Source organism: Pseudomonas sp. P4795, assembly GCF_048822895.1.
Taxonomy (GTDB): domain Bacteria; phylum Pseudomonadota; class Gammaproteobacteria; order Pseudomonadales; family Pseudomonadaceae; genus Aquipseudomonas.
Window position 1 is genome coordinate 407,662 of sequence record NZ_JBMFBT010000001.1, and the last position, 26,702, is coordinate 434,363.

Genomic DNA, 26,702 nt, shown 5'->3' on the forward strand with positions numbered 1-26,702 from the left:
CCTCGGGCGCCGGTGCTCCGGACGCCCCTGATAATTGTTTTTATAGGTGCAGCGTGAGGCGTGGAGCGATGGATCAGTACTTCATCACCACCAGACGGGTCTGGGTGAATTCGAGCATGCCATGCTTGCCGTCATCACCGCCCAGGCCCGAGCGTTTCCACCCGGCGTGGTAGCCCTGATACGGATCGGCCGGGGTGCGATTGACATACAACTCGCCGGCCTCGATGGCGTTGGCGACTTTCTGTGCGGTGCGGTAATTCTCGGTGTACAGCACCGACGCCAAACCAAACTGGTGGTCGTTGGCCATGGCCAGCGCTTCGTCGATGTCGCGGTACTTGAGCACTGGCAACACCGGGCCGAAGATTTCTTCCTGAATGATTTCCATGTCCTGCCGGCAACCGCTGAGCAGCGTTGGCGGGTAGAAATGCCCCGGCCCTGCGGGCAGTACGCCACCGGTTTCGAGGACGGCACCGTCGGCAATGGCGCGCTCGACCATGGCGTGGATGTTCTGTTGCGAACTGGCGTTGACCAGCGGCCCCATCAGACTGGCGTCAGTGGCGCGGTCGCCGTACTTCACAGCGGCGATCTTCGCTTTGAGCAACGCGAGGAATCGGTCGTGGACGCTTTCCTGCACATAGACCCGTTCGACTGCCGTACACAGCTGGCCGCAGTGGGTGGTCTTGGAGGCGACAATCGCCGACGCGGCGGCTTCCAGATCGGCATCGGCTTCGATGATCGCCGGGGTCTTGCCGCCGAGTTCCAGCGACGGTTTGGCGATGTTGGTTTTGCAATAGTCGAGGACGATACGCCCGGCATTCACGCTGCCGGTCAAGGTGATCAGGCCCACAGCTTTGTGCGTGCACACCGCGGCGGCGGTGGCGTGATCCATTGCCAGAATGTTGATGACACCGGCGGGCATGCCCGATTGCTGCACGGCTTTGGCGATCTCGAACGCCGAAGTCGGGGTGTTGTTGCTCGGACGCACCACTACGGTGTTGCCGGCAATCAGCGCCGGGGCGATTTTGCGCAGCAGGGTGTAAACCGGATAGTTGAACGGAATCAGGCACGCGACCACGCCAATCGGTTCGCGGTGCAGGAACAGGTTTTCATCAGGGCTGTCGCTGGGAATGATCTCGCCTTCGATACGCCGCGCCCACTCGGCGTGGTAGCGGGTGATCTGTGCCGCGTAGCGCGCTTCATTGCTGGCATCGGCCACGCTCTTGCCGGATTCGGCGGCCAACGCGGTGCCGATGGCTTCGGCGCAGTTTTCCAGTGCGGTAGCGAAAGCACGCAAGTGTTCGGCGCGTTCGATGCTGGTGAGTTTGCCCCAGACTTTTTGCGCTGCCGCTGCGGCATCGACTGCTGCTGTGGCTTCTTCGGCAGTGGCAGCCGAAACCTGGCCAAGCAACGCTTCGGTGGCCGGGTTATAGACCGCAATCTGCGCCGCGCTGGCTGGCTCGACAAAGTGGCCGTTTACAAAATTTCGCTCGACTCGCATGTGCATCGCCCATCGTTGTTTTTATCGATGGGGCCAGTCTTGTCATCCCGCCGACGTTGAACAAACGATTTATCGGTCGGCCAAACATGCGAAAAAGGCAGGTTACTCAAAAAATCGCCGTCGAAGGCTCAAGCTGGCGCTGCGCCAGCCAGATTTCTTCCTGCAACCACTGACTGAATGCCACCAATTGCGGCATTTGCGTCTGCTCGGGCCGGGTCACCAGCCAGTACGACTGGTGACCTTCCACATGCACATTGAGCACTTGGGTCAACTGCCCGCTGGCCAGCTCCGGCGCCACCATGTGCCAGTCGGCAATGCTGATGCCGAGACCGTCGATGGCCGCCTGGATCGCCAGATCCAGCAGATCGAACTCGTAACCGCCCTCGGTATCGATGCCGTTGATCCGCGCGGCGTGCAGCCAGTGTTTCCAGGTCAGATAACGCTGATCTTCCTTGGCCAGCACATGCAGCAGCGTCAGGCGATTGAGACCGATGCCCTGCTCGCCACCCTCCCGCGCATACAGGGTCGGCGCGCACACGGCGATGTGCCGTTCCTGAATCAGCAGCGAACTGTCGAGCCCGTCCCACTCGCCATCGCCAAAACGGATCGCGCAATCCAGCGTGCTGGTCTCGGCGAGGCTGTCCTGCAACCGCGTGGTGATGCTCAGCTCCAGTTCCGGATGCTGCTCGCGCAAGCGCCCCAGACGCGGCATCAACCAGCGGCTGGTAAAGGTCGGCGGCGCGTTGATGTGCAGGCGATTGGCGTGGGTTTTCTGCTGAATACTGCGCACCGTCAGCTCGATCTTGTCGAATGACTGGTGCAATGCCCGCAGCAGAATCTTGCCGGCGCCGGTCAATTCGAGATGGTGATGGCGGCGCTCCAGCAGACTCTCGCCGAGCTGTTCCTCCAGCTGGCGCACCTGGCGACTGACCGCGCTCTGGGTCACGTTGAGCAATTCCGCCGCGCGGGTGAAGCTGCCGGTGCTGCCGGCCACTTCGAACGCCTTGAGCGCATTCAAGCCGGGCATTTTGCGTTTCATACAAGGCACTCGAAAACTGCTGAGGGGGCGCAAAGCATCCCACGACTGCGCCAGACTGTCCTACAGGATTTTGCGAGTAACATGCATTCGATGCAGGTTTGCTCAGCATTTTTATCGTTTGTTCAACATTCTGCGGATGGCAAAACTGCGCGGCATCTCTAATAAAAACAATCGAGAGCCGCTCCATGCCCTTCCCAGCATCTTTGCGTCTGCGCACCACCTCCATCGCTCTGTTCTGCAGCTTTGCCGCACCGGCGATGGCTGTGCAAGTCACCGACAATCTCGACCTCGGCGGAGCGATTCGCGCCCGGTGGGACGTCGACCCTGACCGCGATATTCAGAAGTTTGGTCTGGACACGGTGTTCCTCAGTGCCAAGTACAACTCCGACACCTGGATCGGTGAAGCGCAATACCGTTTCTATGGCCGCTCCTACCCCTATCAGTACACCAAGGATTACGGCGATATCCGTTTCGCCAAATTCGCGTGGGCCGGCTACAAGTTCAATCCTGACCAGCAGGTGCATGTGGGCCTGAACACCGTGCCGTTTGGCTTGCAGCCATACTTCGGCAGCACCTTCTACGAAACCCTCGGCAACGTCATCGGCCTCGAAGACGTGCAGCAGGTCGGCGCCAAATACATCCAGCAAAACGGCGACTGGAATATTCAGGCCGGTTATTACCTGCGCCCGGCCTGGCAAGGCAAAGGCACCAGCAACGGCGTGACCTACTCCAGCGTCGTCTCCGAAGCCGACAGTTACGTGGCCGACGGCAGCGCTAACCAGGAACGCAACACCGTCGTCCTGCGAGTGGCCAAAGCTCTGGATCTGGGGCCGTGGAAATCCGAAGTCGGGATCTCCGGCCTGACCTCAACCCTCGAAAATAAAGACACGCACAATGACGGCCGACGCAACGCGGTGGCCGTGCACTATCTGGGCAAGAACGGCCCGTGGGGCGTGCAGTTGCAGGCGGCGCGCCAGCAGATGTCGCCGCGCAATCCGGGCAGCGATGAACTGGTGACACTTGGCGGCTATGACGGCACCTACAACGTCGCCAGTCGCGGCAACCTGTACGTGGCCGATCTGAGCTACGACGTCGGCGGCAAATACCTGTTCGACCAGATCAGCGGGGTCAAGCTCTACGCCAACTACAGCGCCTTCGACAAATCCGCCAGCGGCTTCAAGACCTCCGAGCGGATGATCCTCGGCAGCTCGTTTTCGGTGAGTAAATTGTGGGTGGCGGCGGAGTGGCTGATCGGCAAGAACGATCCGTATATCGGTGGTAGCAGCTACACCCAGAGTCTGGGGGCCGGTGGGCTGGATCAGTGGGAAAATCAGATGTATGTGAATGTTGGTTATTACTTCTGATCGGGAATCTTTAGCGTCATGTCGTTCGTCATCGCGGGCAAGCCCGCGATGGCGTCCGCCCGGACAACACTTGCATCAGAACCTCCATCAATAGTCAGATAGGCCCACCTCAAAACAACAATAAACCACCCGCCCCGGAGTTCTGCCTCCATGCGTCAACTGCCCTCGCTCAACACCCTGCGCGTGTTCGAAGAAGTCGCGCGTCATCGCAGTTTCAGTCAGGCCGCACTGGGGCTGAACGTCACCCAGGGCGCGGTCAGCCGCCAGATCAAACACCTCGAGGACTACCTCGGCGCCTCGATACCTGAAAGCTGATGGCATCACTCATCACGAGGCAGTTCGATCCGCAGATATTCGAGCCTTAACCGGAACTCTTCATTCAATCGCTTCAGAAATTTTTCTGTTACCAGGTCAATTGCAGGTTCGGCGACGATGACCAATTTTTCCGGCTCAAATCCACCCGCCCGAAAGGCGTATTCGAGTAACTGCCCCATCGCTTCTCGAACGGCACTGGCAGCGGTCAACGCGACTTTGATTTCATAAAGAATGCAGCGACTGTCGCTCAGGCGGACTAAAGCATCCGCATACCCGCCCGATCCGGTTGCTTGTTCCGTTTTGACGAAATTTTCTCCAAATTGCGCAGACAACAGGCCGTATAAATGGGTCTGGAGCTGGTTGTGGCGTAGCAGAACCTGACGTGAAGTGGCAGGCAAGTCGACTATTGTCGATTCAGGACGCTCTCTGTGGCCTGGAGTGAACGGAACTCTGTGATTCGAATCACGCAGTTGCTCATAGACAAACCAGGGAAACATGCTCCGAAAAATGCTTTCACCTTCAAGGGTATTGATCAGACTCAAATGGGACATCAGTGCCTGAGCTTTGGACGCCCAATTTCCATCAGGAATGGAAAATCCAGTATGAAAGCTAAACCAAGCAAGCACCTTCTCCAGCTTCTCCTCGACTACCAAAGTGGGGTAACGCTCTGGATGAATAGCGGCAAATGCTCTGGCAATCAGCAACATTGGTAACTTGGGAATCATCCTTTCATCACGCCACTCCTCCATCAGCGTCACAACCCTGTAAAAACTCTCAGGACTACCGTCCATGGCAATGTCATGAGTCAGCGTCTCGAACTGCGCTCGCAGAGCATGAACCACTGGCAATCCAAGCACACCCTGAGCCGCGTTACTGACGCCGTTATCTCGCTCTGCCCAGATCAGATCGATTACATCTGCAACCTGCCCTTTCAAAAGCGCCTGCTGGACAGTGTTTATCGTGGCGGCGTAATGCGGTCGCCAGACACCCTGAAATCTGTTTGTCGGGTCTTTGAAACCTTCAATAAACATGAGTGCTTCATCGTCAGGATCGGGAGCATCCGTTCTGCTCGAACCCTTCTTACCCGAATTCCGCGAGCCGGACCTAACGCCAGCAAGCCGAGCTCTTGCAGCCGTTACGGCCCGCTCAGAAAACTCTTGCGGATATTGATCGATGATCGCTTCAAAGCTGTGCCCCCCAAGCCCAGCCCCCACTAGCACGGTAAATCCAACAGAAGGATTTGGAGCGATCACCATACGCTCGGCGGCTAGCAAAGCGCCGTGATCGCGCATCATCTTTCGGGTTCGACTCGCCCGATACACTTTACCGCTCACCTTTCCTTGTTGATCTTCATAGAAGTAGAGTGCTCGTGCGATGGCGATCTCGGCAGGCGTGGAATACCCGTCCTCTCGCGCCTGAAGATTCAGTGCGTGGTCGAGTGCGTTTGCTTCTGCGACAGAATCGCCAAGACGCTTGGCATTTGCGGCATAAATTTTCGCCTCCCTTGACGTTTTGATTCGAGCGATGGTTCCTTCCAAAACATATCTCCTGCGAATGGCAAAGCGTTGAAATCCGAAAGGGCCAACGTTACGCCTTTAGGAACACCCCTTGCAGTTGAATTTTCTGATCGTCACAAGATTGGCGAGCGGCGCAGATTCGCAGCGGTGGATTTGCGTAACCATTAAAAATCATGGGGCAATGACTTTTAGTCATAGCCTTTTGACGGGCGAAAAAAATCCCGCTCAGTGAGCGGGATCATTTGGCGTCGATGCGGGAGCCGTTTCAGCCGGGGGTTTCCACGGGCAAGCGATGCTCTCGGCAAATCAGGTCTATCTCCCTGGCCACCAGCGGTTCACCGGTCAAGCCGCACACGGCGCCGGTTGCCGAGGTCTGGTGAAAGCGGCACGTCCGGCAAAGTCCGAAACTCGGGACATTTTCTGCGCGCTGAATATTGCGCAACAACTCCAGCAGCAAACCCTCCAGATCACCGGCGCTGGCGCCCATGCGTTCGGCGGCGTTGCGCAGGAAATCCGGCGGCATGACCGCTTCGATCAACGTGCGCGCCGTGGCGGTCAATTCCAGATGCACGCTGCGTTTGTCGCGCACGTCCGGAACCTTGTTCACAAAGCCTTTGAGCTCCAGCGCCTTCAACGACTGCGAAACCGTGCCTTTGGTCAGCCCCAGATAATCAGTGACCGCCAGCGGCGTATTCGAATAGCGGTTGCAGCGCGCCAGGTACAGCAGCGCACTCAGTTGAATCGGTTGCAACTCGGCCAGCAGCGGGTGTTCGCGGAACCACACGCGGGTCAGGCTCGATAATCTTTCCAGCAAATCAAATAACACGGTTATTGCCTGGCTCAATGGGGTCGATGAATAGTATCGAATAAAAACCTTATTGACAAAAAACGGCTGAAGATTAGGATTGCGGTGTCGATTCGAAACAACATAATCAACCGAGGAGCCGCAATGAAAACCATCCTGGCGCTGACCATCAGCACACTCTTGAGCAGCCAAGCCTGGGCCCATGGGCCGCAAGGCATCCACAGTGCAACCGGCAAGACCGACGCCGCGTTCGACCTGGTGCACACCCGCGTTTTCACCGACGGCAGCACGCTGGTGTTCGAGCAACTGGTCGACGGCAAGGCCGGCAGCCGCGTGCCGAGCGCCAAGGGTTCGTTCGCCGGCGCCGAGGTTTACAGCTACGTCTGGCCGACCAGCCTCGACAGCGGCGCAGTAGGCTTTGAAGCAGGTTCCGGCATCCTCGCCCTCGCGCTGACGTCGCACCCGGACTTCGACGACACCCCGCAGCTAGACGAAAACAAGGACGGCAAAAAGGACAACGACGGCGGCCTCTGGCACTCGCACTGGGTGGTGTTGAGCAAAGATGAAAGCTGCGGCCCCGGCGGCTTGAAAGTGCGCGACATTCCCAAGGATGCGAAACCCAAGCTCCCCGCCACTTGGCCCGGTGCGCCGCTGTATATCGATTCGCCGGGATACAACCTGAGCGTGAAAAACGATGCCGCGCAAATCCGCGTGCCACTGGCTGCGGTCGGGTTTCCGAAGAGTTTCAACTACGACGGTGTGACCGCTGCACTCAAGGTCAATGCCGATCTGCACAATCCGCTGTTGTGTGTAAGCAGCGTGTATGACATTGCCTCGGGCGACCTGTCGTTGCCGGGCACCTGGAAAATGCAGGAGGCTCAATAATGTTCGTCAAAGTGTTCGACACCCACGTGCGCACCAAGGATGGCCGCTATCTGCATTTCGACGTGTTGACCGATCGCGAAGCCGATGCGGCCAAGGCTTTCGCCCGGCAGTTCCTGATCGGCAAGGGCTATCAGGACGAAGACATTTCCCAGAGCCAGTGCCTGTTTTGCCACAGCGAGCCGGCCAATCCGCCAGTCGCCAAGGCGATCAGCGAGGACGGCTATTTCATCATCACCCTGCAAGGTTTCGAGGAGTAACGCCATGACCCGCTATCAGCCGTTGGACTGCGATCTGCACGACTACCTGGAAATCGCCTGCCTGCGCGGCTATCAGCTGGACATCGAGCTGATCGACGGCCAGCGGCTGGTGGCGCGGGCATTGACTACCCGCACGTCGAGGGAGAAAGAGGAATTCATGCGGGTCGAGCATGCCGGCGTGCAGCAGGACATTCGCCTCGACCAGTTACTCGCGATCACCCCGCAGGATGCGCATGCGCAGTTCGCCCGGATTACTTTCACCGACGCGGTCTGTCGTTTCTGAGCAAAAAATCCCGTCCGGCATACGCCCGGACGGGATTTCATTCGAGGCTATGGATTCATGCAACCACTGGAATCATCGGATCCGCAGCCGCCAGCGCACTCACACGGTCAGCTGCCGGCGGGTAAATCCACTGGGTGTTGATCTGGGTCTTGAGCGCTTTGCCCTCCTCCTTGACCAGTTTCACCTGACGATCCCAACCCTCGGTGTACACCGCGCCCCACGCACCCAGATCGAGACAGGTCACGTACTTCGGCTGACTGTACGGCGTCGGGTCAACGCCGAGAATCTGCGCCGCGACGTTGTTGCCGGCGTGACGACCAAGAGAGATCGCGTGCTGGCAGGTCATCAGCGCGAAATTGCCGATCTCGTCGCTGGCGGCGTAAGCCACGTCGCCGGTGGCGAAGATGTCGTCCTGGCCGATGACTTTGAGGTTGGCGTCAACGTGCAGACGACCCTGGCGATCGCGCTCCGCCGGGATCTGCTCGGTCAGCGAACTGGCGCGTACACCGGTGGTCCAGACCACGGTTTTTGCGTCGATGTGCTGGCCGTCCGACAACGTCACGCCGTTTGCATCAACCGACTGCACCGACACACCCAGTCGCCATTCAACGCCCAGCTCGGTGCAAGCCTGGGCAATCGACACGCTGATGGCTTCGCCCATCGCTGCGCCGACTTTCCGCCCGCGATCAACGATGATCACTTTTATGTCCGCTTGTTCACCGAGGATGGCGCGCAGACGTGCCGGCATTTCGGTTGCAGTTTCGATCCCGGTGAAGCCACCGCCAGCGACCACAACAGTGTTGCGCGCCTCGCTTTCGGGCTGAGTGGCCAGGGCTTTCAGATGGGTTTCGAGGCGGATTGCCGCTTCGATCTGATCGACGTCGAACGCATGCTGCGTCACACCTGGAGTGTCCGATTGCGCCAGCCCACTGCCGGACGCCAGCACCAGTTTCTCGAAATGCACCACTTGCTCAGCGCCCGCCGCATCGGTGTAGCCAACGGTTTTCGCCTGCACGTCGATGGTGTTGGCTGCGCCTTTGATGAAGTTGACGCCGACCACATCAAACAGCTCGCCCAGCGGCGCAGCCAAGTGATGCGCATTTGGCTCGTAGAAACGTGGACGTACGCGCAGCTCGGCCTGCGGTGCCAGAACGCTGACCTGGATGTTGTCGCGATTGTGAATGTCGACCAGACGGGTCGCGCTAAGCGCAGTCCACATGCCACCAAAACCTGCACCGATTACCAGAATGTGCTGCTTCATTGTTATCTCCAAGCCAGTCGCCGAGTTAATTAACGGCGACTCTATTGGTCGCCGTTAATTTCGACAAGTCAGATAATCCGATAGGTTTGATCGTATATCTCGATACTGATCAGGTCTCACTGGCCCATCACGAAAGCCCCACGAACGCATATAAACCCATAAGAATGGCTTCAAGCGTTGCCAAGATGTTCCGCAGAGTAATTGTCGGAGCCTGCCATGCCTGCTAACATCTGCGACAACTACAGTCGGAGATATCCATGTCGCTTTACAGTGCAGGCGTCGAGTACGGCATTCATTGCCTGACCTTTCTGGTGGGCAATGGCGGTGACAGTCGTGAAGCCAGCGTGCGCGACCTGGCCGAGCTGCAAGGCGTGCCGCTGGATTATCTGGCGAAGATTTTCACCAAACTGGCGAAAGCCAAACTGGTGCTGGCCACTGGCGGCATCAAGGGCGGGTTTTCACTGGCGCGGCCGGCAGATGAAATCACCCTGCTCGATATCGTCAACGCCATCGACGGTCGCAAGAATATTTTCGAGTGCCGCGACATACGCGGGCGCTGCGCGTTGTTCGATGGCTCGCCGCCGGAATGGGCGCTGGACGGCACTTGCTCGATTCACGCGGCAATGATGACCGCGCAAAAACGCATGGAAGAAGCGCTGGCTCAGCAAACCATTCTCGACATCGCGCGCAAGGTCGGGCGCAAAGCGCCGCCGGAATTCAACGGTCAGGTAGAAGACTGGATTCAGGATCGACGCGAGAAGAAAATCGGCGGTGGCAGTATCCCGTTGACCGATGTTTCCGACTGACAGGCACAAAAAAAGCAGAAACCGCTCACCCGGTTTCTGCTTCTTCAATGTCTACGGCATGGCGGTTACAGGCAATCACGTACCGCTTTGCGCAGCGAGGCTGACTTGGCCCATGGCGGCCCCTGATACAGCGAGACCCGGCTGCCATCCTTGTACTTCACGATATCCAGGATTTCGTCAGCCGTGATAATGCTCGGCGCCTTGATGCGATAGCCGTTGGAAATGCCGATCTGCGTGGTCTTCGGAATGTCCTTCTGCCACAACGGCAACAGGCATGCGGCGTAGTCCTTGGGAACCTTGGCGCTGGTTTTGCTAATGTTCGGCTCGCCTGGAACCAGGGAGGCTGGCAACGAACAACCGGCCAACGCTGCAAGCAGCATTCCCCCGATCAACATCCGCATGGTGAATCCTTCATCTGAAAAAAACGCGAATGTACCTTGTAACGGATCGGACATCCATCAGAACACAGTGTCTTTAACCCTCGGAAACTTGGCCTGCATCATCCCTTGCGTTGAGAAAAGTCACCCAGCGCTCATGCGCGTCGTGCTGCCACTGCGTCACGCGCTCCCATTCCGGGCCGTTCAATTGATGCGCGCTGATCAGCTTCATCATCTCGGTAGTCGCTGCATCCATGTCAATCACCAACTCGTGGGCATGGAATCTGAAATCATCCGTCGTGGTCATGGGCGCTGCCTCGTCAAGTCGGTCACTCCAATACGACACCCATTCGCGCTTGCAGCCCACTCGCCCCGACCGGCGGCATGCAAATCATCCCTGTTCAGCAGCGCTGACGGACGAGTCTTGCGCCGAACCCGGGAAATGCGACTAGTATTTTCTACCGGGAATGTTCTGGAGATGATCATGCGGCTCAACCAAGACGAACACGAACTTCAACGCGACCTGCAAAGCGTTGCATCGGATCTGCGCTGGTCAGCGGTGGAACTCAAGCGTATCGCTGACCAGTTGCGCAAGTCCGGCAACGAGGCGGACGCTCAGGCGGTGCTCAGATCCTGCGAAATACTGCAGAGCGATGAGGAACGTTTGCAACTGTATGCCATGGAAGTGAAGACCCGCGCCATCAGCCGCACCAAGGTGCATTGAGTCTCGACCGCACAGCCAGAGCCCCGGACTGCCGGGGCTTTTTTATGGCAGGCACTTTTAATCGAAAGGCCCCTATGCTCAACGTTAGCTGACTGGCACTTTTCAGCCTGATCAGCGCTCTGAAATCTTGAGGAACCTCTGCGTCCACGCACGGCTCGAACGTTGCAGTTTCATGACCGTTTTATGGCACAAGCAATCGGGTAACCAATGAAACAGAGAGCCACGGTCATATGCGAACAGGATCGGCACATCCTCCTGGTGCGCAAACCCCGATGTCGCTGGGCCTTGCCGGGAGGCAAAGTCGAGCCTGGAGAAACCTGCGCACAAGCCGCCATCCGTGAATTGCAGGAAGAAACCGGACTCAACGCCGAGCAAGTGCTGTACTTGATGGATGTGCACAGCAGCGACACACGCCATCACGTCTACGAGGCGTCGGTGCTGAACATCGACGAGATGCGCCCGCAGAACGAAATTGTCGACTGTGTCTGGCATCCGCTGGACGCAGTACAGAACATGAAAACCAGCGAAGTCACGTTGCGCATCGTGCGCGCCTTCCAGCGCAGGCTTTAAAGTCCTAACCGGCGAACGCCCGGCGCCCGGCACTCATTTCAGTGCGCAACTCACCAATGAAGTTGGAAATGTCACGAATGGTGACCAAGTGTTCCGGCGACACTCCATTGAGCAGCAAATCGACCCGCCCGCTGTCCGGTTCATAAACCTTGATTTGCAGCAGCCCCTGCGCGGTTTCCGTGCAGTCGCAATTCAGCGGCGAAAAGCCGGACTGGACGATGCGGCAGATGTCGGCGATGGCAAGCATGGGTGGACGCCTCGCAGGCGATGGGGGCGGTTGACCGATTGAGCATAGATGAGCTTTTGTCGCCCCGCTGCTGCCGTACCCGACGGAAAATGCCAACCGCTTCACATCTCTCAGTGACTGTCGCTGTCCCAGATCCAGTTCCACAGACCCGGCAGTTGCATCGGCTCGGAACTTTGCTGCACCGTACGCGCCAGCGCGGCTTTTTCCAGCGCGGCGTGATCGTCGTAGAACGGCTTGACCGCCAGACGCACACCAGTAGCCGCCGCGCTGTCGAGCAGAATTTGCAAGTACTCGCGGGTGTGGCGTGCGGTGTAGCGATTCAGATCATGGAAAGTCACCACCACCGGAATTGCCCCGTCCACCGTCGGCAATTCGCCCTTGGCAATCTGCTCGCGCACTTGCGACAGCTGTAAAAGCATGTTCGCCCGACGCCGTGGGCTGGCATTGAAACCCCAGATTTTGCCGTCATTCGCGCTGACGTCGGTCAGCAACACACGCAGCCCATGCCGCTGATAAGCGGCGAAGGTGCGCTTGTCGTAATTCCAGAATGGCGGGCGCAGCAGCGTCGGTGGCGCACCCGTAATCGCCGCGATATCGGCAGTGCCATTGCTCAGCGACTCTTCCAGCTCCTGCGGATTCAGCGAACGGTGATTGGTGTGCCAGTGGGTCGCAGTGTGGAAACCGAGAATGTGCCCTTCAGCATGTTCGCGCTGCATGACTTCACGACCAATGTCGCTGTTGCCGGCCCGCGGTGCACGTGTCTGGACGAAAAATACTGCTTTGATGTCCGCTTGCACCGGATTGGTTTTCAGACTGTCGAGCACCGTCAGCGTCGGGTTGAACAGGCTCGAAGCACTGGGGCCGTCATCGAATGTCAGCACAAAGCGCACCGGCGCCTGGGTCTTGAGCCGGGTTGCGGTTGGCGCCGTCAGTTCGATCGGTGCCGCGATGCAGCCGGCCAGTCCGGATGCGATGGCGGCTGCACAGAGAAGTTTGAGTCCGCGAGTCATGGTTTGCCTCGAGTCCGACCGTTCCAGTCATGTTGTCGAATGGCAAAACTCCCTCGCCGTTGCTGCCTCTCTCGGCCCGTTGATGCGCGCTGAGGTTGGACAAGATTACACAGGGATTGAATGCGGCGCTCGTTCATTGGCACTCAACACCGTCGTCGGCAAGGACTGAAAGCGCCAACTAAGCTCAAACCTTCAGGCAGTTTTGCCAGAGGCTCGGCCATGTGCGGACGACTCACGCAGTACCGGGGCATTCACGATTTTGTGGCGGTGTTGAGCATTCCCGATGCGCTGATCAACCATGTCGGCGATGCGCCGCTGGCGCGCTATAACGCTGCGCCCACCACGCAATTGGCAGTGCTGCATCAACACGCACAGCAATTGCACGCCGACAATTTGCGCTGGGGCTGGCGTCCGCACTGGGCCAGGGATCGCGCCGCGCCGATCAACGCGCGGGTCGAGAAAGTCGCGCATGGCGTGTTCTTCCGGGCGATCTGGCAACGGCGACTGATTGTGCCAGTCGACAATTGGTTCGAATGGGTCGATTCCGACGATGGCCGGCAACCGTGGCTGATTCGTCGGGCGGATCAGCAGCCGGTTTTCTGTGCCGGTATTGGCCAGTTTCCTGCTCCGGGAGAGCCCCCAAGAGAAGGCGACGGCTGCGTGATCATCACCGCTGACAGCGCTGGCGGCATGCTCGACATTCATGATCGGCGGCCGATTGTGTTGTCCGCAGAACTCGCGCGCGAGTGGCTCGATCCGGCGACACCGGCGCAGCGAGCTGAACAAATGCTGCTGTTCGAAAGCGAGCCGAGCGAGACGTTCGAGTGGTACAAAGTCAGCAAAGCGGTTGGCAATACGCGCAATCAAGGGCCACATCTGATTGAGCAAGTGGCCTAAATAAAACCCGCCGTTAGACGTTCTCCAGACAGGTGATTCAGGCGCGTTACAGCTGCTGTTCCAGTAAAGAAACAGGATCAACAAAACAGCCGTTTGACTGAATGCACCGCTTGTCTGACATTTCAATCGTCATACATACATTTAAAGGCACTACAGCTAGCATGCGCGCAGCATTTCCATTTGGCATACCAGTTGACCAAAGAGTCAACAAACAAGGAAATTTCCCTACAACTTTTACAAGCCTTGCAGAGAACTAAGTTGCGCGACGATTTTGCAATCAAACAGGTCAGCGGCCTGGAGTGTGTCCATCTGTCGACGACAGAACGCTTTCAACTCGACTGTTTTATCCGCCACTACATCAAGACCCGAAACCTGAGTGCCGTGCCCGATATCGACCGCATCCTGCGCACTACCCTCGAAAGCTATCCGTGCCATCCGCCGGTAATGGTCAACGAGCTGAATGCGTGGATCGACAAGACCTTGGGTTATCGGGCTGAGCACCCCGATTTCACGCAGTTGGACGGTCTCTGATACAACAATGAAGCCCTGCACAAGCAGGGCTTTTTTGTGCCGAGCGGTTTGCTGCCTCGGGGTCAGCCACAGAAAAAATCCCCAGCCATGCGCCGCCTGGCCGAGTAACATTGCAACCATTCAAACTCGCGTCAGGGAGACGACATGCTTTATCGAATTGCCGCCGACGGGCTGGTGCTGTTCCACTTGCTGTTCATTCTGTTTGTGCTGTTCGGCGGGCTGCTGGTGCTGAAGTGGCCGAAGCTGATCTGGCTGCATTTGCCAGCGGCCGCCTGGGGTGTAGCGGTCGAGGTGTTGCACCTGACCTGTCCGCTGACCTACTGGGAAAACCTGATGCGCCACGCCGCCGGGCAAACCGAATACGCCGGCGGGTTCATCGAGCACTACGTGTGGCCGATCATCTATCCCGCCGGGCTGACCCCGCAGATTCAACTGGCATTGGGCAGCGTGGTACTGGTGATCAACCTTCTGGTCTACGGGCGCCTGATCCGCCGCTGGAAACTGCGGCGCGCCGCGCGGATTCCATTCTAGACCGACTTCGCCTTCAAGGCTTCCAGCCAGGCCGGATCGAGTCGGGTCTGTGCTGGATCAAGCCCCATCTCTTGCATTCGCAGTTTGTGCTGCTCGACTTCGCGGTGCAATTGCGCGTGATCACTGGAGTTGGCGTCCAGTTCATGCATCTGCGTCAGCCCCAGATGATAGAAGCGCAATACTTTCATCGCCGTCGGATCAGCCTTCTCAACCGCTGCCGTCACCTGATGCATGACGTTGGTCACGCTCATCAGATTGCGCTTGAGGCGCCAGCCGTACACCGCCGGAGCCATCCAGGTCTGGTTCCAGAAGCGTCCGCGCAACAGGCCCGCGGTTAGCAGAAACGCCGCAAACACCCCACCGACATTGAAGCGCAGGTTATCCCCGCCCGGCTCGCCGAACAGCGCAACCGCCGCCGTGGAAAACGCCATCGCCAGCACCATGAACAGCACTGCAATGATCAGCGTGCTGCGCCGGGTTTGCTGGCGATAAGTGATGGCATCGATCGGCTGAATCTCGAACATCGTGACAGGCTTCCATGGCTTGAAATAAAAAGACGCGGGCGCATTATCGCCTCTGAGGCGGATTTAGCTATGCTGGAGCTCCTTTTCATCTTTTCAATGTCCAACGGGGACATGGCGGTACTGCGCAGATCGTGCCATCTTCATTCATGGATACACACTATTCGGATGCCATTGGCCACGCCGGCAATGACATCGTTTTAAGGATCATTGCATGACCCAACGACACGTAATCAATGCCTCGGTCAGCCCGAAAGGCAGCCTCGAAACCCTGTCTCAACGTGAAGTTCAGCAACTGAGCGAAACCGGATCCGGCAGCAGCTACACCCTCTTCCGCCAGTGCGCTCTGGCCATCCTCAACACTGGCGCGCACGTCGACAACGCAAAAACCATTCTGGAAGCCTACAAGGACTTCGAAATCCGCATTCATCAGCAGGATCGCGGCGTGCGCCTGGAACTGCTGAACGCCCCGGCCGATGCCTTCGTCGACGGCGAAATGATCGCCAGCACCCGCGAGATGCTGTTCAGCGCCCTGCGCGACATCGTCTACACCGAAAACGAACTCGGCAGCCAACGCATCGACTTGAGCAACTCACAGGGCATCAGCGACTACGTTTTCCAGTTGCTGCGCAACGCGCGCACCTTGCGCCCAAGCGTCGAGCCGAAAATCGTCGTGTGCTGGGGTGGCCATTCGATCAACACTGAAGAATACAAGTACACCAAGAAAGTCGGCCACGAACTGGGCCTGCGCAGCCTCGACATCTGCACCGGTTGCGGCCCGGGCGTGATGAAGGGCCCGATGAAAGGCGCGACCATCGCCCACGCCAAACAGCGCATTCACGGCGGTCGCTACCTCGGCCTGACCGAGCCGGGCATCATCGCCGCCGAAGCGCCGAACCCGATCGTCAATGAACTGGTGATCCTGCCGGACATCGAAAAGCGCCTGGAAGCCTTCGTGCGCGTCGGTCACGGCATCATCATCTTCCCGGGCGGTGCCGGTACTGCCGAAGAGTTCCTGTACCTGCTGGGCATCCTGATGCACCCGGACAACGCCGGCCTGCCGTTCCCGGTAATTCTGACCGGACCGAAACATGCCGCGCCTTATCTGGAGCAGCTCGACGCCTTCGTCGTCGCGACACTGGGCGAATCGGCCAAGAAGCACTACGAAATCATCATCGACGACCCGGCCCAGGTGGCGCGGCAGATGACGCAAGGCCTGAAAGAAGTGAAACAGTTCCGCCGCGAGCGCAACGACGCGTTCCACTTCAACTGGCTGTTGAAGATCGACGAAGGCTTCCAGCGCCCGTTCGATCCGACCCACGAAAACATGGCCAACCTCAAACTGCACCGCGACCAGCCACCGCATGAACTGGCAGCCAACCTGCGCCGCGCGTTCTCCGGGATCGTGGCTGGCAACGTCAAGGACATGGGCATCCGCCTGATCGAGCAACACGGGCCGTACCAGATCCGTGGCGAAGCGGCGATCATGCAGCCGCTGGATGCGCTGCTCAAAGCCTTCGTCGCGCAGCACCGGATGAAACTGCCGGGCGGCGCGGCGTATGTGCCGTGCTATCAAGTGGTGGCGTAACTTTTCCGACCAGGATCGGCCAAGGCGTTGACCGCACATCAACGCCTTCGATAACGACTATGCGCAAGGGTGTTTTTTCATCTCGACGCTCCAGCCATAGAGTGGGCTCCATCTTCTCCCCACTCTTTGGAGCAACATCATGAAAGACATCATTGCCCTGGGCTTCATCGTTTCGCTGATCGGCGCCACCTCCGCCATCGCCGCCCCACACGCCAGCGCCCCGGTGGTTGCAGCTGCAACTATTGGCCAGTCCGGTACCTTGAACGTCGACACCGTCGGCATCGACACCGAACGCAAAGGCAGCGTCAATCTGCAACAGAACGCCGAGCGAACCAAACTGTACGTCGCGGAAAACCGCCCTGAGTTCGGTTCCAAATATCAGCGCTACTGAGTCAATGGCTTGAACCGCCAGAAAAAACCAACCCCGCCGATGCGGGGTTTGTTGTATTTGCGGTTCAGCGAACCAGGCGTGCGGCCAATGCTTTGGCCTGTGCTGCCACATCCGTCACGGCGGTGCTTTCCCACCACATGCCGCGTAATGGCGGGCCAATGGCGAACAATCGGCTGGCGGCTTTTCCGTTGGCATCGACAACCGCGCCATCAACCGCCGCCGCAATTCCCAGCGCCAATGGCCCCGGTTGCACCAGTCCGCGAGCCAGCAATTGCTGAGGTAATGGTCGTGCGACGCGGCGCCAGTCGTATTCGATACCACTGGAGTTGATCAGCGCGGCGCCTTGAACCACGCAAGTTTCAGTCTCGCCGCGACGACGGATGTGGATACTCACGCCGTCCATCGAAGGCGGCTCCAGGCCTTTGTAGGACGCAGCCTGAATTCGCAATCGACCCTGCGCGTGCAGACGCTCGACCAGCTTGGCACTCAGCGGCGGCGAACGATGGTGATGACTTTCCCACCACGGCCGCACATGCCGTACGAATTGTCGACGCTGCGCGTCAGTCGCCTGGCTCCACAACCGTCCGATATGCGCACGCACGGTGTCCAGCGGCGCTTGCCAGTCGATGCCTTGGGCGATCGCGTCCCGGCAATGCCGACGCAGCTCGCGCAACAACTGGCGGGGTGAACGGATGCTCTGATCTTCGGCGAGAAAGTCTGCCCATGCTGGTGGTTGCCGACGTACATGTGGCAACAGGCCGTGGCGTGAAAACACTTCAATCGGCCCGCGATGCCCGGCCTGCTCCAGCGAGACCACCGCATCGACCATGGTCAGTCCAGAACCGATGATCAGCACCGTCGATTGCGGGTCGAGCTGGCGCATGGCGTCGACATCCCAAGGATCGAGCGCGGCGGCGTTGAGGCCGCTGGATTGTGTTTGCGGCGTGCGCGCGGCGGGGAACATTCCGGTGGCGAGTACTGCTTGGGCACCTTGTAATTGCTGACCATCGCTCAAGGTGATCTGAACTGCGTCGGCGGTCGTTTGCAAATCCACCACTTCGGCGCGCACATGCTCGACTGTTGAACCGTTGGCAGCGCCAACCTGCCGCGCCTCAGCCAGACGCTGCTGCACATAGACACCAAACAGTCCACGCGGCGGGAACAGTTCGCTGATCGGCACGTGTTGCTGATCCGACTCTGGCCAGCCGCCAGCGGCAATGTGCGCGGTCAGCCAGTGGGTCAGGTCATCGGCGTTGTCCGGATCGACGCTCATACGGGCCGCGTTGCCATTCAATGTGTGGCCCAACTCCACGGCGCTGTAGGCTTCACCGCGTCCCAGCTCGGCGCGCGGTTCGATGATCAGGATTTGGCGTCGGCCGGGCAGGTGCAGCAATTGCGCCGCAAGCAGGGTGCCGCTGAGGCCACCGCCGATGATCAGGATGTCGGCGTGGCGAAATACTGCGTCTGCGGTTTGGCTCATGCCTTTCTCGCTGTTCAGTTTTGCCTCAATCAATCAGACCACTACATTACGCACAAACCGCGCCGCGACCTCGCCGTCGTTGCGATAGGAATGCGGCTGATTGCTGGCGAACATGTAGAACTCGCCCGCGGCGATGTGCTGCGGTTGATCGCCGAGCATCAGGGTCAGGCAGCCTTCGAAGACGAAGATCTGCTCGCTCCAGCCTTCGGCGTCCGGTTGTGAGGGATAGATTTCGCCCGGTTGCAGGCACCATTCCCACTGTTCGACCGCGCGAGTGGCGACGGCTTTGGACAGCAAAACGGCTTTGCTGCCGGGGATGCTGCCAGCCCAGGCCACTTCGTTGATACGCCCGGGATCGCGATTGTCCGGAGCCTGAATCAGATCGCTGAAGGCCACTTCGAGAGCTTCGGCGACGCGGTCGAGGGTGGTCAGGCTGACATTTTTCTCACCGGCCTCAATCGCCACCAGCATCCGGCGGCTGACCCCGGATTTTTCCGCGAGAGTGGTCTGGCTCATGTCGGCGGCATGCCGCAGGCGCCGCACATTGTGGCTGACGTGTTGCAGGACCGAGGCGCGTTGAACAGAATCTTTGTGCACTATATTGCTCACTGGCTGGGGTTGGGCAGTATACTGCGCAACATTTGGCGCATTGTGCGTCTCCTCTGCAAAAGTGCGCAAGTTCATGACGACAGCCAGTTCCTCTCATTCCTCTCATTTCTCTCGTTTCAGCAAAGCCGAGTGCGTGCTGGTGTTGATCACCATGGTCTGGGGCGGCACCTTTTTGCTGGTGCAGCACGCGATGACCGTCAGCGGCCCGATGTTTTTTGTCGGGCTGCGCTTTGCTGCAGCAGCGAGCATCGTCGCGCTGTTTTCGTGGAAACACCTGCGCGAACTGACGCTGTTCGAATTCAAGGCCGGCGCCTTTATCGGGGTGGCAATCATGCTCGGTTATGGCTTGCAGACGGTTGGCTTGCAAACCATCCCGAGCAGTCAGTCGGCGTTCATCACCGCGCTGTACGTGCCGTTCGTGCCACTGCTGCAATGGCTGGTGCTGGGGCGGCGTCCGGGGTTGATGCCGAGCATCGGCATCATGCTGGCGTTTACCGGGTTGATGTTGTTGTCGGGGCCGTCGGGTGCTGCGCTGAATTTCAGCCCCGGTGAAATCGCCACGCTGATCAGCGCCATCGCGATTGCCGCCGAAATCATCCTGATCAGCAACTATGCCGGGCAAGTCGACGTGCGCCGGGTGACCGTGGTGCAACTGGGCGTGACCGCGGTGCTGGCGTTTCTGATGGTGGTGCCGACTGGTGAAGTGCTTCCGGATTTCTCCTGGCTGCTGTTGTGCAGCGCGCTGGGGCTGGGCGCAGCGAGTGCCGCGATTCAAGTGGCAATGAACTGGGCGCAGAAGAGTGTCTCGCCGACCCGAGCCACGTTGATCTATGCCGGCGAACCGGTGTGGGCCGGAATCGTCGGACGGCTTGCCGGGGAACGGCTGCCGGCAATTGCGCTGGTTGGCGCGGGGCTGATTGTGGCGGCGGTGATTGTCAGTGAGCTGAAGACCAAGGGTAAGGTTGTCGCGGACAGCGAAGAAGATCTGAGCCGCGAAACCGAGCGCTAAACGCGCCGTTGAAACAATGTGAATCAACCATTTCGAGACTACTTTGTAGGATTCTGAGACATCCTCGCGTTTGGCGATCCGGGAGCTGGCACGTATGATGCTTCACAAACTTCCGCAGATTAGAAGCCTATGTCCCTGATAGTTCTACTGCTTCTGCCTTTTGTGGGCAGCTGTCTGGCAGCGGTGCTGCCGCACAACGCGCGTAACGCTGAATCCCTGTTGGCCGGATTGGTCGCCCTGATCGGCACCGTTTCGGTTGCAATGATGTACCCGCAAATCGCCAATGGCGGTGTAATCCGCGAAGAGTTCGTCTGGTTGCCCAGCCTGGGCCTGAACTTCGTTTTGCGCATGGACGGCTTCGCCTGGCTGTTCTCGATGCTGGTGCTCGGCATCGGCACCCTTGTCTCTTTATACGCCCGTTATTACATGTCGCCGGATGACCCGGTGCCGCGTTTTTTCGCGTTTTTTCTGGCGTTCATGGGCGCCATGCTCGGGCTGGTGATCTCCGGCAACCTGATCCAGATCGTATTTTTCTGGGAGCTGACCAGCCTCTTCTCGTTCCTGTTGATCGGTTACTGGCACCATCGCCACGATGCCCGTCGTGGCGCGTACATGGCGCTGATGGTCACCGGTGCGGGAGGATTATGCCTGCTGGCGGGAGTCATGATTCTCGGCCATGTGGTTGGCAGCTATGACCTCGACAAGGTCCTGGCCGCCGGCGATCTGATTCGCGCACATGCCCTCTACCCTGTTCTCCTACCTCTGATTCTTATTGGCGCATTGAGCAAAAGTGCGCAATTCCCCTTCCACTTCTGGCTGCCCCACGCCATGGCGGCGCCAACTCCGGTTTCGGCTTATCTGCACTCGGCGACCATGGTCAAGGCCGGGGTCTTCCTGCTTGCGCGTTTGTGGCCTTCGCTGTCCGGCAGTGAAGAATGGTTCTACATCGTCAGTGGCGCCGGGGCCTGTACGCTGTTGCTCGGCGCGTATTGCGCGATGTTCCAGAACGACCTCAAAGGCTTGCTGGCCTACTCGACCATCAGCCATCTCGGCCTGATTACTTTATTGCTGGGTCTGAACAGCCCGTTGGCCGCTGTGGCTGCGGTGTTCCACATCCTCAACCACGCGACCTTCAAGGCCTCGCTGTTCATGGCTGCCGGGATCATCGACCACGAAAGTGGCACCCGCGACATCCGCAAGCTTAACGGTCTGTTCAAACTGATTCCGTTCACCGCGACGCTGGCGATGGTCGCCAGCGCCTCGATGGCCGGAGTGCCGCTGCTCAACGGTTTCCTGTCGAAAGAGATGTTCTTCGCCGAGACCGTGTTCATCAACGCCACGGCGTGGGTGGAAATGACCCTGCCTATCGTTGCGACCATCGCCGGCATGTTCAGCGTTGCCTACTCGCTGCGCTTCACTGTTGATGTGTTCTTCGGCCCGACTGCCACCGACCTGCCGCACACACCGCACGAACCACCACGCTGGATGCGTGCGCCGGTGGAACTGCTGGTGTTCACCTGCCTGCTGGTGGGGATTTTCCCGGCGCAGATCGTCGGCCCGCTACTCGCCGCGGCCGCGCTGCCAGTGGTTGGCGGCGTGCTGCCTGAATACAGTCTGGCGATCTGGCACGGCTTGAATGCGCCGATGATCATGAGCCTGATCGCCATGTCCGGCGGCATCGTCCTGTACCTGTTGCTGCGCAAACAGCTCAAACTCGGGCGCTTCAAGTACCCGCCGCTGGCGGGGCGCCTCAACGGCAAGCGCATGTTCGAGCGCAGTCTGGTAGTGATGATGCGTCTGGCCCGTCGTCTGGAACGGCGGATCGGCACCAAACGCCTGCAATCGCAGTTGTTCCTGATGGTGCTGGCGGCGGTGCTCGCCGGGCTGATCCCGATGCTGCACAGTAGCCTGAGCTGGGGCGACCGGCCGAAGATCCCCGGTTCCATTGTGTTCGTGACCTTGTGGCTGCTGGCGATTGCCTGCGCTCTCGGTGCCGCGTGGCAAGCCAAGTACCACCGTCTCGCCGCCCTGACCATGGTCAGTGTTTGCGGGCTGATGACTTGCGTGACTTTCGTCTGGTTCTCCGCGCCGGATCTGGCCTTGACGCAACTGGTGGTCGAGGTGGTGACCACGGTGTTGATCCTGCTCGGCCTGCGCTGGCTGCCGCGACGTATCGAGGAAGTCTCGCCATTGCCGAGCAGCGTGCGCAGGGCCAAGGTCCGACGTCTGCGTGACTTGCTGTTGTCGATTGCGGTCGGTGGCGGCATGGCGTTGCTGTCTTACGCGATGCTCACCCGGCAAACGCCGAACGACATTTCTTCGTTCTACCTCAGCCGTGCTCTGCCGGAGGGTGGCGGCAGCAACGTGGTCAACGTGATGCTGGTGGACTTCCGTGGTTTCGACACCCTCGGCGAAATCACCGTACTGGTGGCGGTGGCGCTGACCGTGTTCGCCCTGCTCCGGCGTTTCCGCCCACCGAAAGAAAGCCTGCAACTGCCAGCCCAGCAACGTCTGCTCGCGCCGGACGTGGTCACCGACCTGGTCAACCCGCGTTCGGCCAGCGACACCGCGCTCGGTTTCATGATGGTGCCGGGAGTGCTGGTGCGTCTGTTGCTGCCGATTGCGCTGGTGGTGTCGTTCTACCTGTTCATGCGCGGGCACAATCAGCCGGGTGGCGGTTTCGTTGCCGGTCTGGTGATGTCGGTGGCGTTCATCCTGCAATACATGGTCGCCGGCACGCAGTGGGTCGAGGCGCAAATGAGCCTGCGTCCGCTGCGCTGGATGGGCACCGGCCTGCTGTTCGCCACGGCCACCGGCCTCGGCGCGATGGTCGCCGGGTATCCATTCCTTACCACGCACACCTGGCATTTCAGCTTGCCGATTCTGGGTGACATCCACGTCGCCAGTGCGCTGTTCTTCGACATCGGCGTGTATGGCGTGGTGGTCGGTTCGACATTGTTGATCCTCACCGCCCTCGCCCACCAATCGGTGCGTGGTCACAAGACTGCATCCCTACCCAAATCCGTCGCCACCAAAGGAGCCGTCTGATGGAAGAAGTCATCGCAATCGCCATCGGCGTACTCGCCGCGTCTGGCGTGTGGCTGATCCTGCGGCCACGGACGTTCCAGGTGGTGATGGGACTGTGCCTGCTGTCTTACGGCGTCAACCTGTTCATCTTCAGCATGGGCAGCCTGTTTATCGGCAAAGAACCGATCATCAAGGACGGCGTGCCGCAGGACTTGCTCAATTACACCGATCCGCTGCCGCAGGCGCTGGTACTCACCGCGATCGTCATCAGCTTCGCCATGACCGCACTGTTCCTCGTGGTGCTGCTGGCGTCGCGCGGCTTGACCGGCACTGACCATGTGGACGGCCGGGAGCCTAAAGAATGATGGCGATGACCCACTTGATCGCCGCACCGATTCTGCTGCCGCTACTGACCGCCGCGATCATGCTGATGCTCGGCGAAAAACACCGGCCGCTGAAGGCCAAGATCAATCTGTTCTCGAGTCTGCTCGGCTTGTTTATTTCAGTGATGCTGCTGCAATGGACACAGACCACAGGCGTTCCCGGCTCCATCGGCGTGTATCTGCCGGGCAACTGGCAGGTGCCGTTCGGCATTGTGCTGGTGGTTGATCGATTGTCGGCGCTGATGCTGGTGCTGACCGGGATCATCGGCGTCAGCGCGCTGCTGTTCGCCATGGCACGCTGGGATGGCGCGGGGTCGAGTTTCCACGCGTTGTTCCAGATTCAGATGATGGGTTTATACGGCGCGTTCCTGACGGCTGATCTGTTCAACCTGTTCGTGTTCTTTGAAGTGTTGCTCGCCGCGTCTTACGGCTTGTTGCTGCATGGCTCGGGGCGCTCGCGGGTGTCGTCGGGGCTGCATTACATCTCGATCAACCTGCTGGCGTCATCGCTGTTCCTGATCGGCGCGGCGCTGATTTACGGCGTGACCGGCACATTGAACATGGCCGATCTGGCGCTGAAGATTCCTCTGGTACCGGAAGCTGATCGTGGCTTGTTGCACGCCGGCGCGGGGATTCTGGCAGTAGCCTTCCTGGCCAAGGCCGGCATGTGGCCGCTGAATTTCTGGCTGGTGCCGGCCTATTCTTCGGCGAGTGCACCGGTGGCGGCGATGTTCGCAATCATGACCAAAGTCGGCGTGTACACCCTGCTGCGCTTGTGGACGCTGCTGTTCTCCGGCCAGGCCGGCGCATCGGCTTACTTTGGTGGCGACTGGCTGATCTACGGCGGTATGGCGACCATGGTTTGCGCGGGCGTGGCAATCATTGCCGCGCAGCGACTGGAGCGCATGGCCAGCCTGAGCATTCTGGTGTCGGCGGGGATTCTGCTGTCGGCAGTGGGTTTCGCCCAACCGAAGCTGATCGGCGCGGCGCTGTTCTATCTGGTCAGCTCGACTCTGGCACTGAGTGCATTGTTCCTGCTGGCGGAGTTGATCGAACGTTCGCGTTCGGCCAACGAAATCCCGCTGGAGGACGAAGGTGGTTTCCTTCCGCGTCCACAGGAATCGTTGCAACCGCCCAAAGGCATCAACCTCGACGACGAGCAGAAAGCCGTGGTTGGCCAGGTGATCCCGTGGACCATGGCGTTCCTCGGCCTGAGCTTCATTGCCTGCGCACTGCTGATCATCGGCATGCCGCCGCTGTCCGGGTTTATCGGCAAGCTCAGCTTGATCGGCGCCCTGCTCAATCCTTTGGGTCTCGGTGCAGACGAGCCGATCTCGAATGCAGCGTGGGCGTTGCTGGCGCTGTTGATTCTCACGGGGCTGGGTTCGCTGATGGCGTTCTCGCGCTTGGGCATCCAGCGTTTCTGGACGCCTGAAGAGCGCCCATCGCCGCTGCTGCGCAAACTCGAATGCGCGCCGATCTTCCTGCTACTTGGTCTGAGCATCCTTCTGACCTTCAAGGCCGAGCCGCTGTTGCGCTACACCCAGGCAGCCGCCGATGCGCTGAATAACCCGCAGCAGTACGTGATGGCGGTGCTCGGCACGCGCGTGGTGCCAAGTCCGGAAGCCAAAGCCGCGATGCTCGAGGTGCAGCCATGAAGCGTCTGTTTCCTGCACCATGGCTGTCGCTGGCTCTGTGGCTGCTGTGGCTGGTACTCAACGTGTCGATCAGCCCCGGCAACATCCTTCTGGGTGCCGTGCTGGGTTTCTGTGCGCCGTTGATGATGCGCAAATTACGTCCGCAGCGAGTGCGCATCCATCGCCCCGCTGTGATCCTGCGTCTGTTCCTGTTGGTCGGGCGTGACGTGATCGTTTCCAACCTTGCCGTGGCCTGGGGCGTACTCAATGCTGGTCGCCGCCCGCCGCGCTCGCGCTTCATCAAGGTGCCGCTGGATTTACGTGATGCCAACGGTCTGGCGGCGCTGTCGATGATCACCACGGTGATTCCCGGCACGGTGTGGTCGGAGTTGGCACTGGACCGCAGCATCTTGCTGTTGCACGTTTTCGATCTGGATGACGAGGCGCAATTCATCCAGCACTTCAAGGTCACTTACGAGCGACCGTTGATGGAGATTTTCGAATGAGCTCGCTGCTGTCGAACGCGATCCTGCTGACGCTGTTCCTGTTTTCTCTGGCCATGGTACTGACGCTGATCCGCCTGTTCAAAGGCCCATCCGCACAGGATCGGGTACTGGCGCTGGATTATCTGTACATCGTCGCCATGCTGATGATGCTGACGCTGGGGATTCGGTATTCCAGTGACACCTACTTCGAAGCGGCGCTGCTGATCGCGCTGTTCGGCTTCGTCGGCTCGTTTGCCCTGGCGAAATTCCTCCTGCGTGGCGAGGTGATCGAATGAACGCGGAACTGTCTCTGTGGGTGGAAATTCCAGTGGCGATCCTGCTGGTACTCAGCGGTATTTTTGCGTTGCTCGGTGCGGTCGGTTTGTTGCGCATGAAGGATTATTTCCAGCGTATGCATCCGCCGGCGCTGGCTTCAACGATTGGCGCCTGGTGCGTGGCGCTGGCGTCGATCATCTGTTTTTCCGCGCTGAAGTCCGGCCCGGTGTTTCACGCCTGGCTGATTCCGATTCTGCTGTCGATCACCGTACCCGTGACAACGCTGCTGCTGGCGCGGGCCGCGTTGTTTCGCAAGCGTATGGCTGGCGATGACGTGCCGGCGGAAGTCAGTAGCCGGCGCACTGAAACCGGTAGCTAA

At 59.4% G+C, this 26,702-nt stretch carries 30 protein-coding genes and 2 pseudogenes; 20 read left to right on the forward strand and 12 right to left on the reverse strand.

What is annotated here, in order from left to right; genetic code table 11:
* Positions 1-73 precede the first annotated feature (73 nt).
* Complete coding sequence (gene aldA, locus ACOI8A_RS01745) at positions 74-1,498, reverse strand: aldehyde dehydrogenase (RefSeq protein ID WP_420649776.1); 1,425 nt, start codon at positions 1,496-1,498, stop codon at positions 74-76.
* A gap of 106 nt (positions 1,499-1,604) precedes the next feature.
* On the reverse strand, positions 1,605-2,537 hold the full coding sequence (locus ACOI8A_RS01750; RefSeq protein ID WP_420649677.1) for a LysR substrate-binding domain-containing protein: 933 nt from the start codon (positions 2,535-2,537) through the stop codon (positions 1,605-1,607).
* 185 nt (positions 2,538-2,722) lie between these two features.
* On the opposite strand from ACOI8A_RS01750, the gene ACOI8A_RS01755 reads away from it, so the two are divergent.
* Both ACOI8A_RS01755 and ACOI8A_RS01760 read left to right on the forward strand, forming a co-directional pair.
* A complete protein-coding gene (locus tag ACOI8A_RS01755) occupies positions 2,723-3,901 on the forward strand; it encodes a hypothetical protein (protein WP_420649676.1) in 1,179 nt (392 codons plus the stop codon).
* 150 nt (positions 3,902-4,051) lie between these two features.
* Positions 4,052-4,204: pseudogene (locus ACOI8A_RS01760) on the forward strand (LysR family transcriptional regulator); the annotation flags it as partial.
* A 17-nt stretch (positions 4,205-4,221) separates the two neighbouring features.
* On the opposite strand, the gene ACOI8A_RS01765 reads toward ACOI8A_RS01760, so the two are convergent.
* Positions 4,222-5,754 (reverse strand): hypothetical protein, encoded by a 1,533-nt coding sequence (locus tag ACOI8A_RS01765; protein WP_420649675.1) that lies wholly within the window; start codon positions 5,752-5,754, stop codon positions 4,222-4,224.
* A 244-nt stretch (positions 5,755-5,998) separates the two neighbouring features.
* Entirely contained in the window at positions 5,999-6,565 is a 567-nt protein-coding gene (locus ACOI8A_RS01770) for a MarR family winged helix-turn-helix transcriptional regulator (RefSeq protein WP_420649775.1), read from the reverse strand.
* A gap of 117 nt (positions 6,566-6,682) precedes the next feature.
* On the opposite strand from ACOI8A_RS01770, the gene ACOI8A_RS01775 reads away from it, so the two are divergent.
* Genes ACOI8A_RS01775 through ACOI8A_RS01785 form a run of 3 tightly spaced genes read left to right on the forward strand, consistent with a single transcriptional unit; the run spans position 6,683 to position 7,963 of the window.
* A complete protein-coding gene (locus ACOI8A_RS01775) occupies positions 6,683-7,423 on the forward strand; it encodes a hypothetical protein (protein ID WP_420649674.1) in 741 nt (246 codons plus the stop codon).
* Entirely contained in the window at positions 7,423-7,680 is a 258-nt protein-coding gene (locus ACOI8A_RS01780) for a DUF2024 family protein (protein WP_420649673.1), read from the forward strand. The genes ACOI8A_RS01775 and ACOI8A_RS01780 overlap by 1 nt, the downstream gene beginning before the upstream one ends.
* Before the next feature lie 4 nt (positions 7,681-7,684).
* A complete protein-coding gene (locus ACOI8A_RS01785) occupies positions 7,685-7,963 on the forward strand; it encodes a Rho-binding antiterminator (RefSeq protein WP_420649672.1) in 279 nt (92 codons plus the stop codon).
* Positions 7,964-8,018: 55 nt separating this feature from the next.
* Here ACOI8A_RS01785 and ACOI8A_RS01790 read toward each other — a convergent pair whose 3' ends face one another.
* The gene (locus ACOI8A_RS01790; protein ID WP_420649671.1) at positions 8,019-9,224 is read right to left on the reverse strand and encodes an NAD(P)/FAD-dependent oxidoreductase; all 1,206 of its coding nucleotides are present in this window, start codon (positions 9,222-9,224) and stop codon (positions 8,019-8,021) included.
* Between the two features lie 257 nt (positions 9,225-9,481).
* On the opposite strand from ACOI8A_RS01790, the gene ACOI8A_RS01795 reads away from it, so the two are divergent.
* On the forward strand, positions 9,482-10,030 hold the full coding sequence (locus ACOI8A_RS01795) for an RrF2 family transcriptional regulator (RefSeq protein ID WP_420649670.1): 549 nt from the start codon (positions 9,482-9,484) through the stop codon (positions 10,028-10,030).
* 65 nt (positions 10,031-10,095) lie between these two features.
* Here the strand turns inward: ACOI8A_RS01795 and ACOI8A_RS01800 are convergent, their stop codons facing one another.
* Together ACOI8A_RS01800 and ACOI8A_RS01805 are read right to left on the reverse strand one after the other, a co-directional pair.
* Complete coding sequence (locus ACOI8A_RS01800) at positions 10,096-10,431, reverse strand: hypothetical protein (protein ID WP_420649669.1); 336 nt, start codon at positions 10,429-10,431, stop codon at positions 10,096-10,098.
* Between the two features lie 73 nt (positions 10,432-10,504).
* Positions 10,505-10,714: a hypothetical protein gene (locus ACOI8A_RS01805; protein WP_420649668.1), complete on the reverse strand. Its 210-nt coding sequence runs from the start codon at positions 10,712-10,714 to the stop codon at positions 10,505-10,507.
* 177 nt (positions 10,715-10,891) lie between these two features.
* On the opposite strand from ACOI8A_RS01805, the gene ACOI8A_RS01810 reads away from it, so the two are divergent.
* Both ACOI8A_RS01810 and ACOI8A_RS01815 read left to right on the forward strand, forming a co-directional pair.
* A complete protein-coding gene (locus ACOI8A_RS01810) occupies positions 10,892-11,131 on the forward strand; it encodes a hypothetical protein (protein ID WP_420649667.1) in 240 nt (79 codons plus the stop codon).
* A 207-nt stretch (positions 11,132-11,338) separates the two neighbouring features.
* The gene (locus tag ACOI8A_RS01815; RefSeq protein WP_420649666.1) at positions 11,339-11,701 is read left to right on the forward strand and encodes an NUDIX hydrolase; all 363 of its coding nucleotides are present in this window, start codon (positions 11,339-11,341) and stop codon (positions 11,699-11,701) included.
* 4 nt (positions 11,702-11,705) lie between these two features.
* Here the strand turns inward: ACOI8A_RS01815 and ACOI8A_RS01820 are convergent, their stop codons facing one another.
* Both ACOI8A_RS01820 and ACOI8A_RS01825 read right to left on the reverse strand, forming a co-directional pair.
* A complete protein-coding gene (locus ACOI8A_RS01820; protein WP_420649665.1) occupies positions 11,706-11,948 on the reverse strand; it encodes a DUF1652 domain-containing protein in 243 nt (80 codons plus the stop codon).
* 110 nt (positions 11,949-12,058) lie between these two features.
* Entirely contained in the window at positions 12,059-12,958 is a 900-nt protein-coding gene (locus ACOI8A_RS01825; RefSeq protein ID WP_420649664.1) for a polysaccharide deacetylase family protein, read from the reverse strand.
* A 219-nt stretch (positions 12,959-13,177) separates the two neighbouring features.
* Here ACOI8A_RS01825 and ACOI8A_RS01830 point away from each other — a divergent pair, with 219 nt between their 5' ends.
* The 3 genes from ACOI8A_RS01830 to ACOI8A_RS01840 all read left to right on the forward strand — a co-directional run bounded on the left by ACOI8A_RS01830 (position 13,178) and on the right by ACOI8A_RS01840 (position 14,917).
* Positions 13,178-13,855 carry an SOS response-associated peptidase gene (locus tag ACOI8A_RS01830; protein ID WP_420649663.1) on the forward strand — a complete coding sequence of 226 codons (678 nt, stop codon included), beginning with the start codon at positions 13,178-13,180 and terminating at the stop codon, positions 13,853-13,855.
* 258 nt (positions 13,856-14,113) lie between these two features.
* Positions 14,114-14,386: a hypothetical protein gene (locus tag ACOI8A_RS01835; protein WP_420649662.1), complete on the forward strand. Its 273-nt coding sequence runs from the start codon at positions 14,114-14,116 to the stop codon at positions 14,384-14,386.
* Between the two features lie 144 nt (positions 14,387-14,530).
* Positions 14,531-14,917 (forward strand): DUF2784 domain-containing protein, encoded by a 387-nt coding sequence (locus ACOI8A_RS01840; protein ID WP_420649661.1) that lies wholly within the window; start codon positions 14,531-14,533, stop codon positions 14,915-14,917.
* Here the strand turns inward: ACOI8A_RS01840 and ACOI8A_RS01845 are convergent.
* A complete protein-coding gene (locus ACOI8A_RS01845; RefSeq protein WP_420649660.1) occupies positions 14,914-15,441 on the reverse strand; it encodes a DUF3087 domain-containing protein in 528 nt (175 codons plus the stop codon). The two genes, ACOI8A_RS01840 and ACOI8A_RS01845, sit on opposite strands and share 4 nt — an antisense overlap.
* 211 nt (positions 15,442-15,652) lie before the next feature.
* On the opposite strand from ACOI8A_RS01845, the gene ppnN reads away from it, so the two are divergent.
* Positions 15,653-17,026: a nucleotide 5'-monophosphate nucleosidase PpnN gene (ppnN, locus tag ACOI8A_RS01850; protein WP_420649659.1), complete on the forward strand. Its 1,374-nt coding sequence runs from the start codon at positions 15,653-15,655 to the stop codon at positions 17,024-17,026.
* 139 nt (positions 17,027-17,165) lie between these two features.
* On the forward strand, positions 17,166-17,417 hold the full coding sequence (locus tag ACOI8A_RS01855) for a hypothetical protein (RefSeq protein ID WP_420649658.1): 252 nt from the start codon (positions 17,166-17,168) through the stop codon (positions 17,415-17,417).
* Between the two features lie 64 nt (positions 17,418-17,481).
* Here ACOI8A_RS01855 and ACOI8A_RS01860 read toward each other — a convergent pair whose 3' ends face one another.
* Both ACOI8A_RS01860 and ACOI8A_RS01865 read right to left on the reverse strand, forming a co-directional pair.
* Entirely contained in the window at positions 17,482-18,897 is a 1,416-nt protein-coding gene (locus tag ACOI8A_RS01860; protein WP_420649657.1) for an FAD/NAD(P)-binding protein, read from the reverse strand.
* Positions 18,898-18,930: 33 nt separating this feature from the next.
* Positions 18,931-19,494, reverse strand: a complete 564-nt coding sequence (locus ACOI8A_RS01865) for a helix-turn-helix domain-containing protein (protein WP_420649656.1) — start codon at positions 19,492-19,494, stop codon at positions 18,931-18,933.
* Here ACOI8A_RS01865 and ACOI8A_RS01870 point away from each other — a divergent pair.
* The 7 genes and pseudogenes from ACOI8A_RS01870 (at position 19,489) to ACOI8A_RS01900 (ending at position 26,702) form a co-directional block, all read left to right on the forward strand.
* Positions 19,489-20,515, forward strand: a pseudogene (locus ACOI8A_RS01870) (DMT family transporter). The gene ACOI8A_RS01865 and the pseudogene ACOI8A_RS01870 overlap by 6 nt on opposite strands.
* A 129-nt stretch (positions 20,516-20,644) precedes the next feature.
* A complete protein-coding gene (locus ACOI8A_RS01875; protein ID WP_420649655.1) occupies positions 20,645-23,563 on the forward strand; it encodes a monovalent cation/H+ antiporter subunit A in 2,919 nt (972 codons plus the stop codon).
* On the forward strand, positions 23,563-23,907 hold the full coding sequence (locus ACOI8A_RS01880) for a Na+/H+ antiporter subunit C (RefSeq protein ID WP_003192163.1): 345 nt from the start codon (positions 23,563-23,565) through the stop codon (positions 23,905-23,907). Before ACOI8A_RS01875 ends, ACOI8A_RS01880 begins: the two co-directional genes overlap by 1 nt.
* Entirely contained in the window at positions 23,904-25,583 is a 1,680-nt protein-coding gene (locus tag ACOI8A_RS01885; RefSeq protein WP_420649654.1) for a monovalent cation/H+ antiporter subunit D, read from the forward strand. The genes ACOI8A_RS01880 and ACOI8A_RS01885 overlap by 4 nt, the downstream gene beginning before the upstream one ends.
* On the forward strand, positions 25,580-26,068 hold the full coding sequence (locus ACOI8A_RS01890; RefSeq protein WP_420649653.1) for a Na+/H+ antiporter subunit E: 489 nt from the start codon (positions 25,580-25,582) through the stop codon (positions 26,066-26,068). The genes ACOI8A_RS01885 and ACOI8A_RS01890 overlap by 4 nt, the downstream gene beginning before the upstream one ends.
* A complete protein-coding gene (locus tag ACOI8A_RS01895) occupies positions 26,065-26,343 on the forward strand; it encodes a K+/H+ antiporter subunit F (protein WP_330206202.1) in 279 nt (92 codons plus the stop codon). The genes ACOI8A_RS01890 and ACOI8A_RS01895 overlap by 4 nt, the downstream gene beginning before the upstream one ends.
* Complete coding sequence (locus ACOI8A_RS01900; RefSeq protein WP_420649652.1) at positions 26,340-26,702, forward strand: Na+/H+ antiporter subunit G; 363 nt, start codon at positions 26,340-26,342, stop codon at positions 26,700-26,702. The genes ACOI8A_RS01895 and ACOI8A_RS01900 overlap by 4 nt, the downstream gene beginning before the upstream one ends.

Bases quoted from the DNA above. Each gene is read 5' to 3' on its own strand.
- ACOI8A_RS01900 (WP_420649652.1), top strand. From the start codon at position 26,340: ATGAACGCGGAACTGTCTCTGTGGGTGGAAATTCCAGTGGCGATCCTG.
- ACOI8A_RS01830 (WP_420649663.1), top strand. From the start codon at position 13,178: ATGTGCGGACGACTCACGCAGTACCGGGGCATTCACGATTTTGTGGCG.
- ACOI8A_RS01780 (WP_420649673.1), top strand. From the start codon at position 7,423: ATGTTCGTCAAAGTGTTCGACACCCACGTGCGCACCAAGGATGGCCGC.
- ACOI8A_RS01860 (WP_420649657.1), bottom strand. From the start codon at position 18,897: ATGAGCCAAACCGCAGACGCAGTATTTCGCCACGCCGACATCCTGATC.
- ACOI8A_RS01775 (WP_420649674.1), top strand. From the start codon at position 6,683: ATGAAAACCATCCTGGCGCTGACCATCAGCACACTCTTGAGCAGCCAA.
- ACOI8A_RS01855 (WP_420649658.1), top strand. From the start codon at position 17,166: ATGAAAGACATCATTGCCCTGGGCTTCATCGTTTCGCTGATCGGCGCC.
- ACOI8A_RS01890 (WP_420649653.1), top strand. From the start codon at position 25,580: ATGAAGCGTCTGTTTCCTGCACCATGGCTGTCGCTGGCTCTGTGGCTG.
- aldA (WP_420649776.1), bottom strand. From the start codon at position 1,498: ATGCGAGTCGAGCGAAATTTTGTAAACGGCCACTTTGTCGAGCCAGCC.
- ACOI8A_RS01840 (WP_420649661.1), top strand. From the start codon at position 14,531: ATGCTTTATCGAATTGCCGCCGACGGGCTGGTGCTGTTCCACTTGCTG.
- ACOI8A_RS01885 (WP_420649654.1), top strand. From the start codon at position 23,904: ATGATGGCGATGACCCACTTGATCGCCGCACCGATTCTGCTGCCGCTA.
- ACOI8A_RS01815 (WP_420649666.1), top strand. From the start codon at position 11,339: ATGAAACAGAGAGCCACGGTCATATGCGAACAGGATCGGCACATCCTC.
- ACOI8A_RS01810 (WP_420649667.1), top strand. From the start codon at position 10,892: ATGCGGCTCAACCAAGACGAACACGAACTTCAACGCGACCTGCAAAGC.
- ACOI8A_RS01790 (WP_420649671.1), bottom strand. From the start codon at position 9,224: ATGAAGCAGCACATTCTGGTAATCGGTGCAGGTTTTGGTGGCATGTGG.
- ACOI8A_RS01755 (WP_420649676.1), top strand. From the start codon at position 2,723: ATGCCCTTCCCAGCATCTTTGCGTCTGCGCACCACCTCCATCGCTCTG.
- ACOI8A_RS01880 (WP_003192163.1), top strand. From the start codon at position 23,563: ATGGAAGAAGTCATCGCAATCGCCATCGGCGTACTCGCCGCGTCTGGC.
- ACOI8A_RS01805 (WP_420649668.1), bottom strand. From the start codon at position 10,714: ATGACCACGACGGATGATTTCAGATTCCATGCCCACGAGTTGGTGATT.
- ACOI8A_RS01795 (WP_420649670.1), top strand. From the start codon at position 9,482: ATGTCGCTTTACAGTGCAGGCGTCGAGTACGGCATTCATTGCCTGACC.
- ACOI8A_RS01825 (WP_420649664.1), bottom strand. From the start codon at position 12,958: ATGACTCGCGGACTCAAACTTCTCTGTGCAGCCGCCATCGCATCCGGA.
- ACOI8A_RS01785 (WP_420649672.1), top strand. From the start codon at position 7,685: ATGACCCGCTATCAGCCGTTGGACTGCGATCTGCACGACTACCTGGAA.
- ppnN (WP_420649659.1), top strand. From the start codon at position 15,653: ATGACCCAACGACACGTAATCAATGCCTCGGTCAGCCCGAAAGGCAGC.
- ACOI8A_RS01750 (WP_420649677.1), bottom strand. From the start codon at position 2,537: ATGAAACGCAAAATGCCCGGCTTGAATGCGCTCAAGGCGTTCGAAGTG.
- ACOI8A_RS01820 (WP_420649665.1), bottom strand. From the start codon at position 11,948: ATGCTTGCCATCGCCGACATCTGCCGCATCGTCCAGTCCGGCTTTTCG.
- ACOI8A_RS01895 (WP_330206202.1), top strand. From the start codon at position 26,065: ATGAGCTCGCTGCTGTCGAACGCGATCCTGCTGACGCTGTTCCTGTTT.
- ACOI8A_RS01800 (WP_420649669.1), bottom strand. From the start codon at position 10,431: ATGCGGATGTTGATCGGGGGAATGCTGCTTGCAGCGTTGGCCGGTTGT.
- ACOI8A_RS01845 (WP_420649660.1), bottom strand. From the start codon at position 15,441: ATGTTCGAGATTCAGCCGATCGATGCCATCACTTATCGCCAGCAAACC.
- ACOI8A_RS01875 (WP_420649655.1), top strand. From the start codon at position 20,645: ATGTCCCTGATAGTTCTACTGCTTCTGCCTTTTGTGGGCAGCTGTCTG.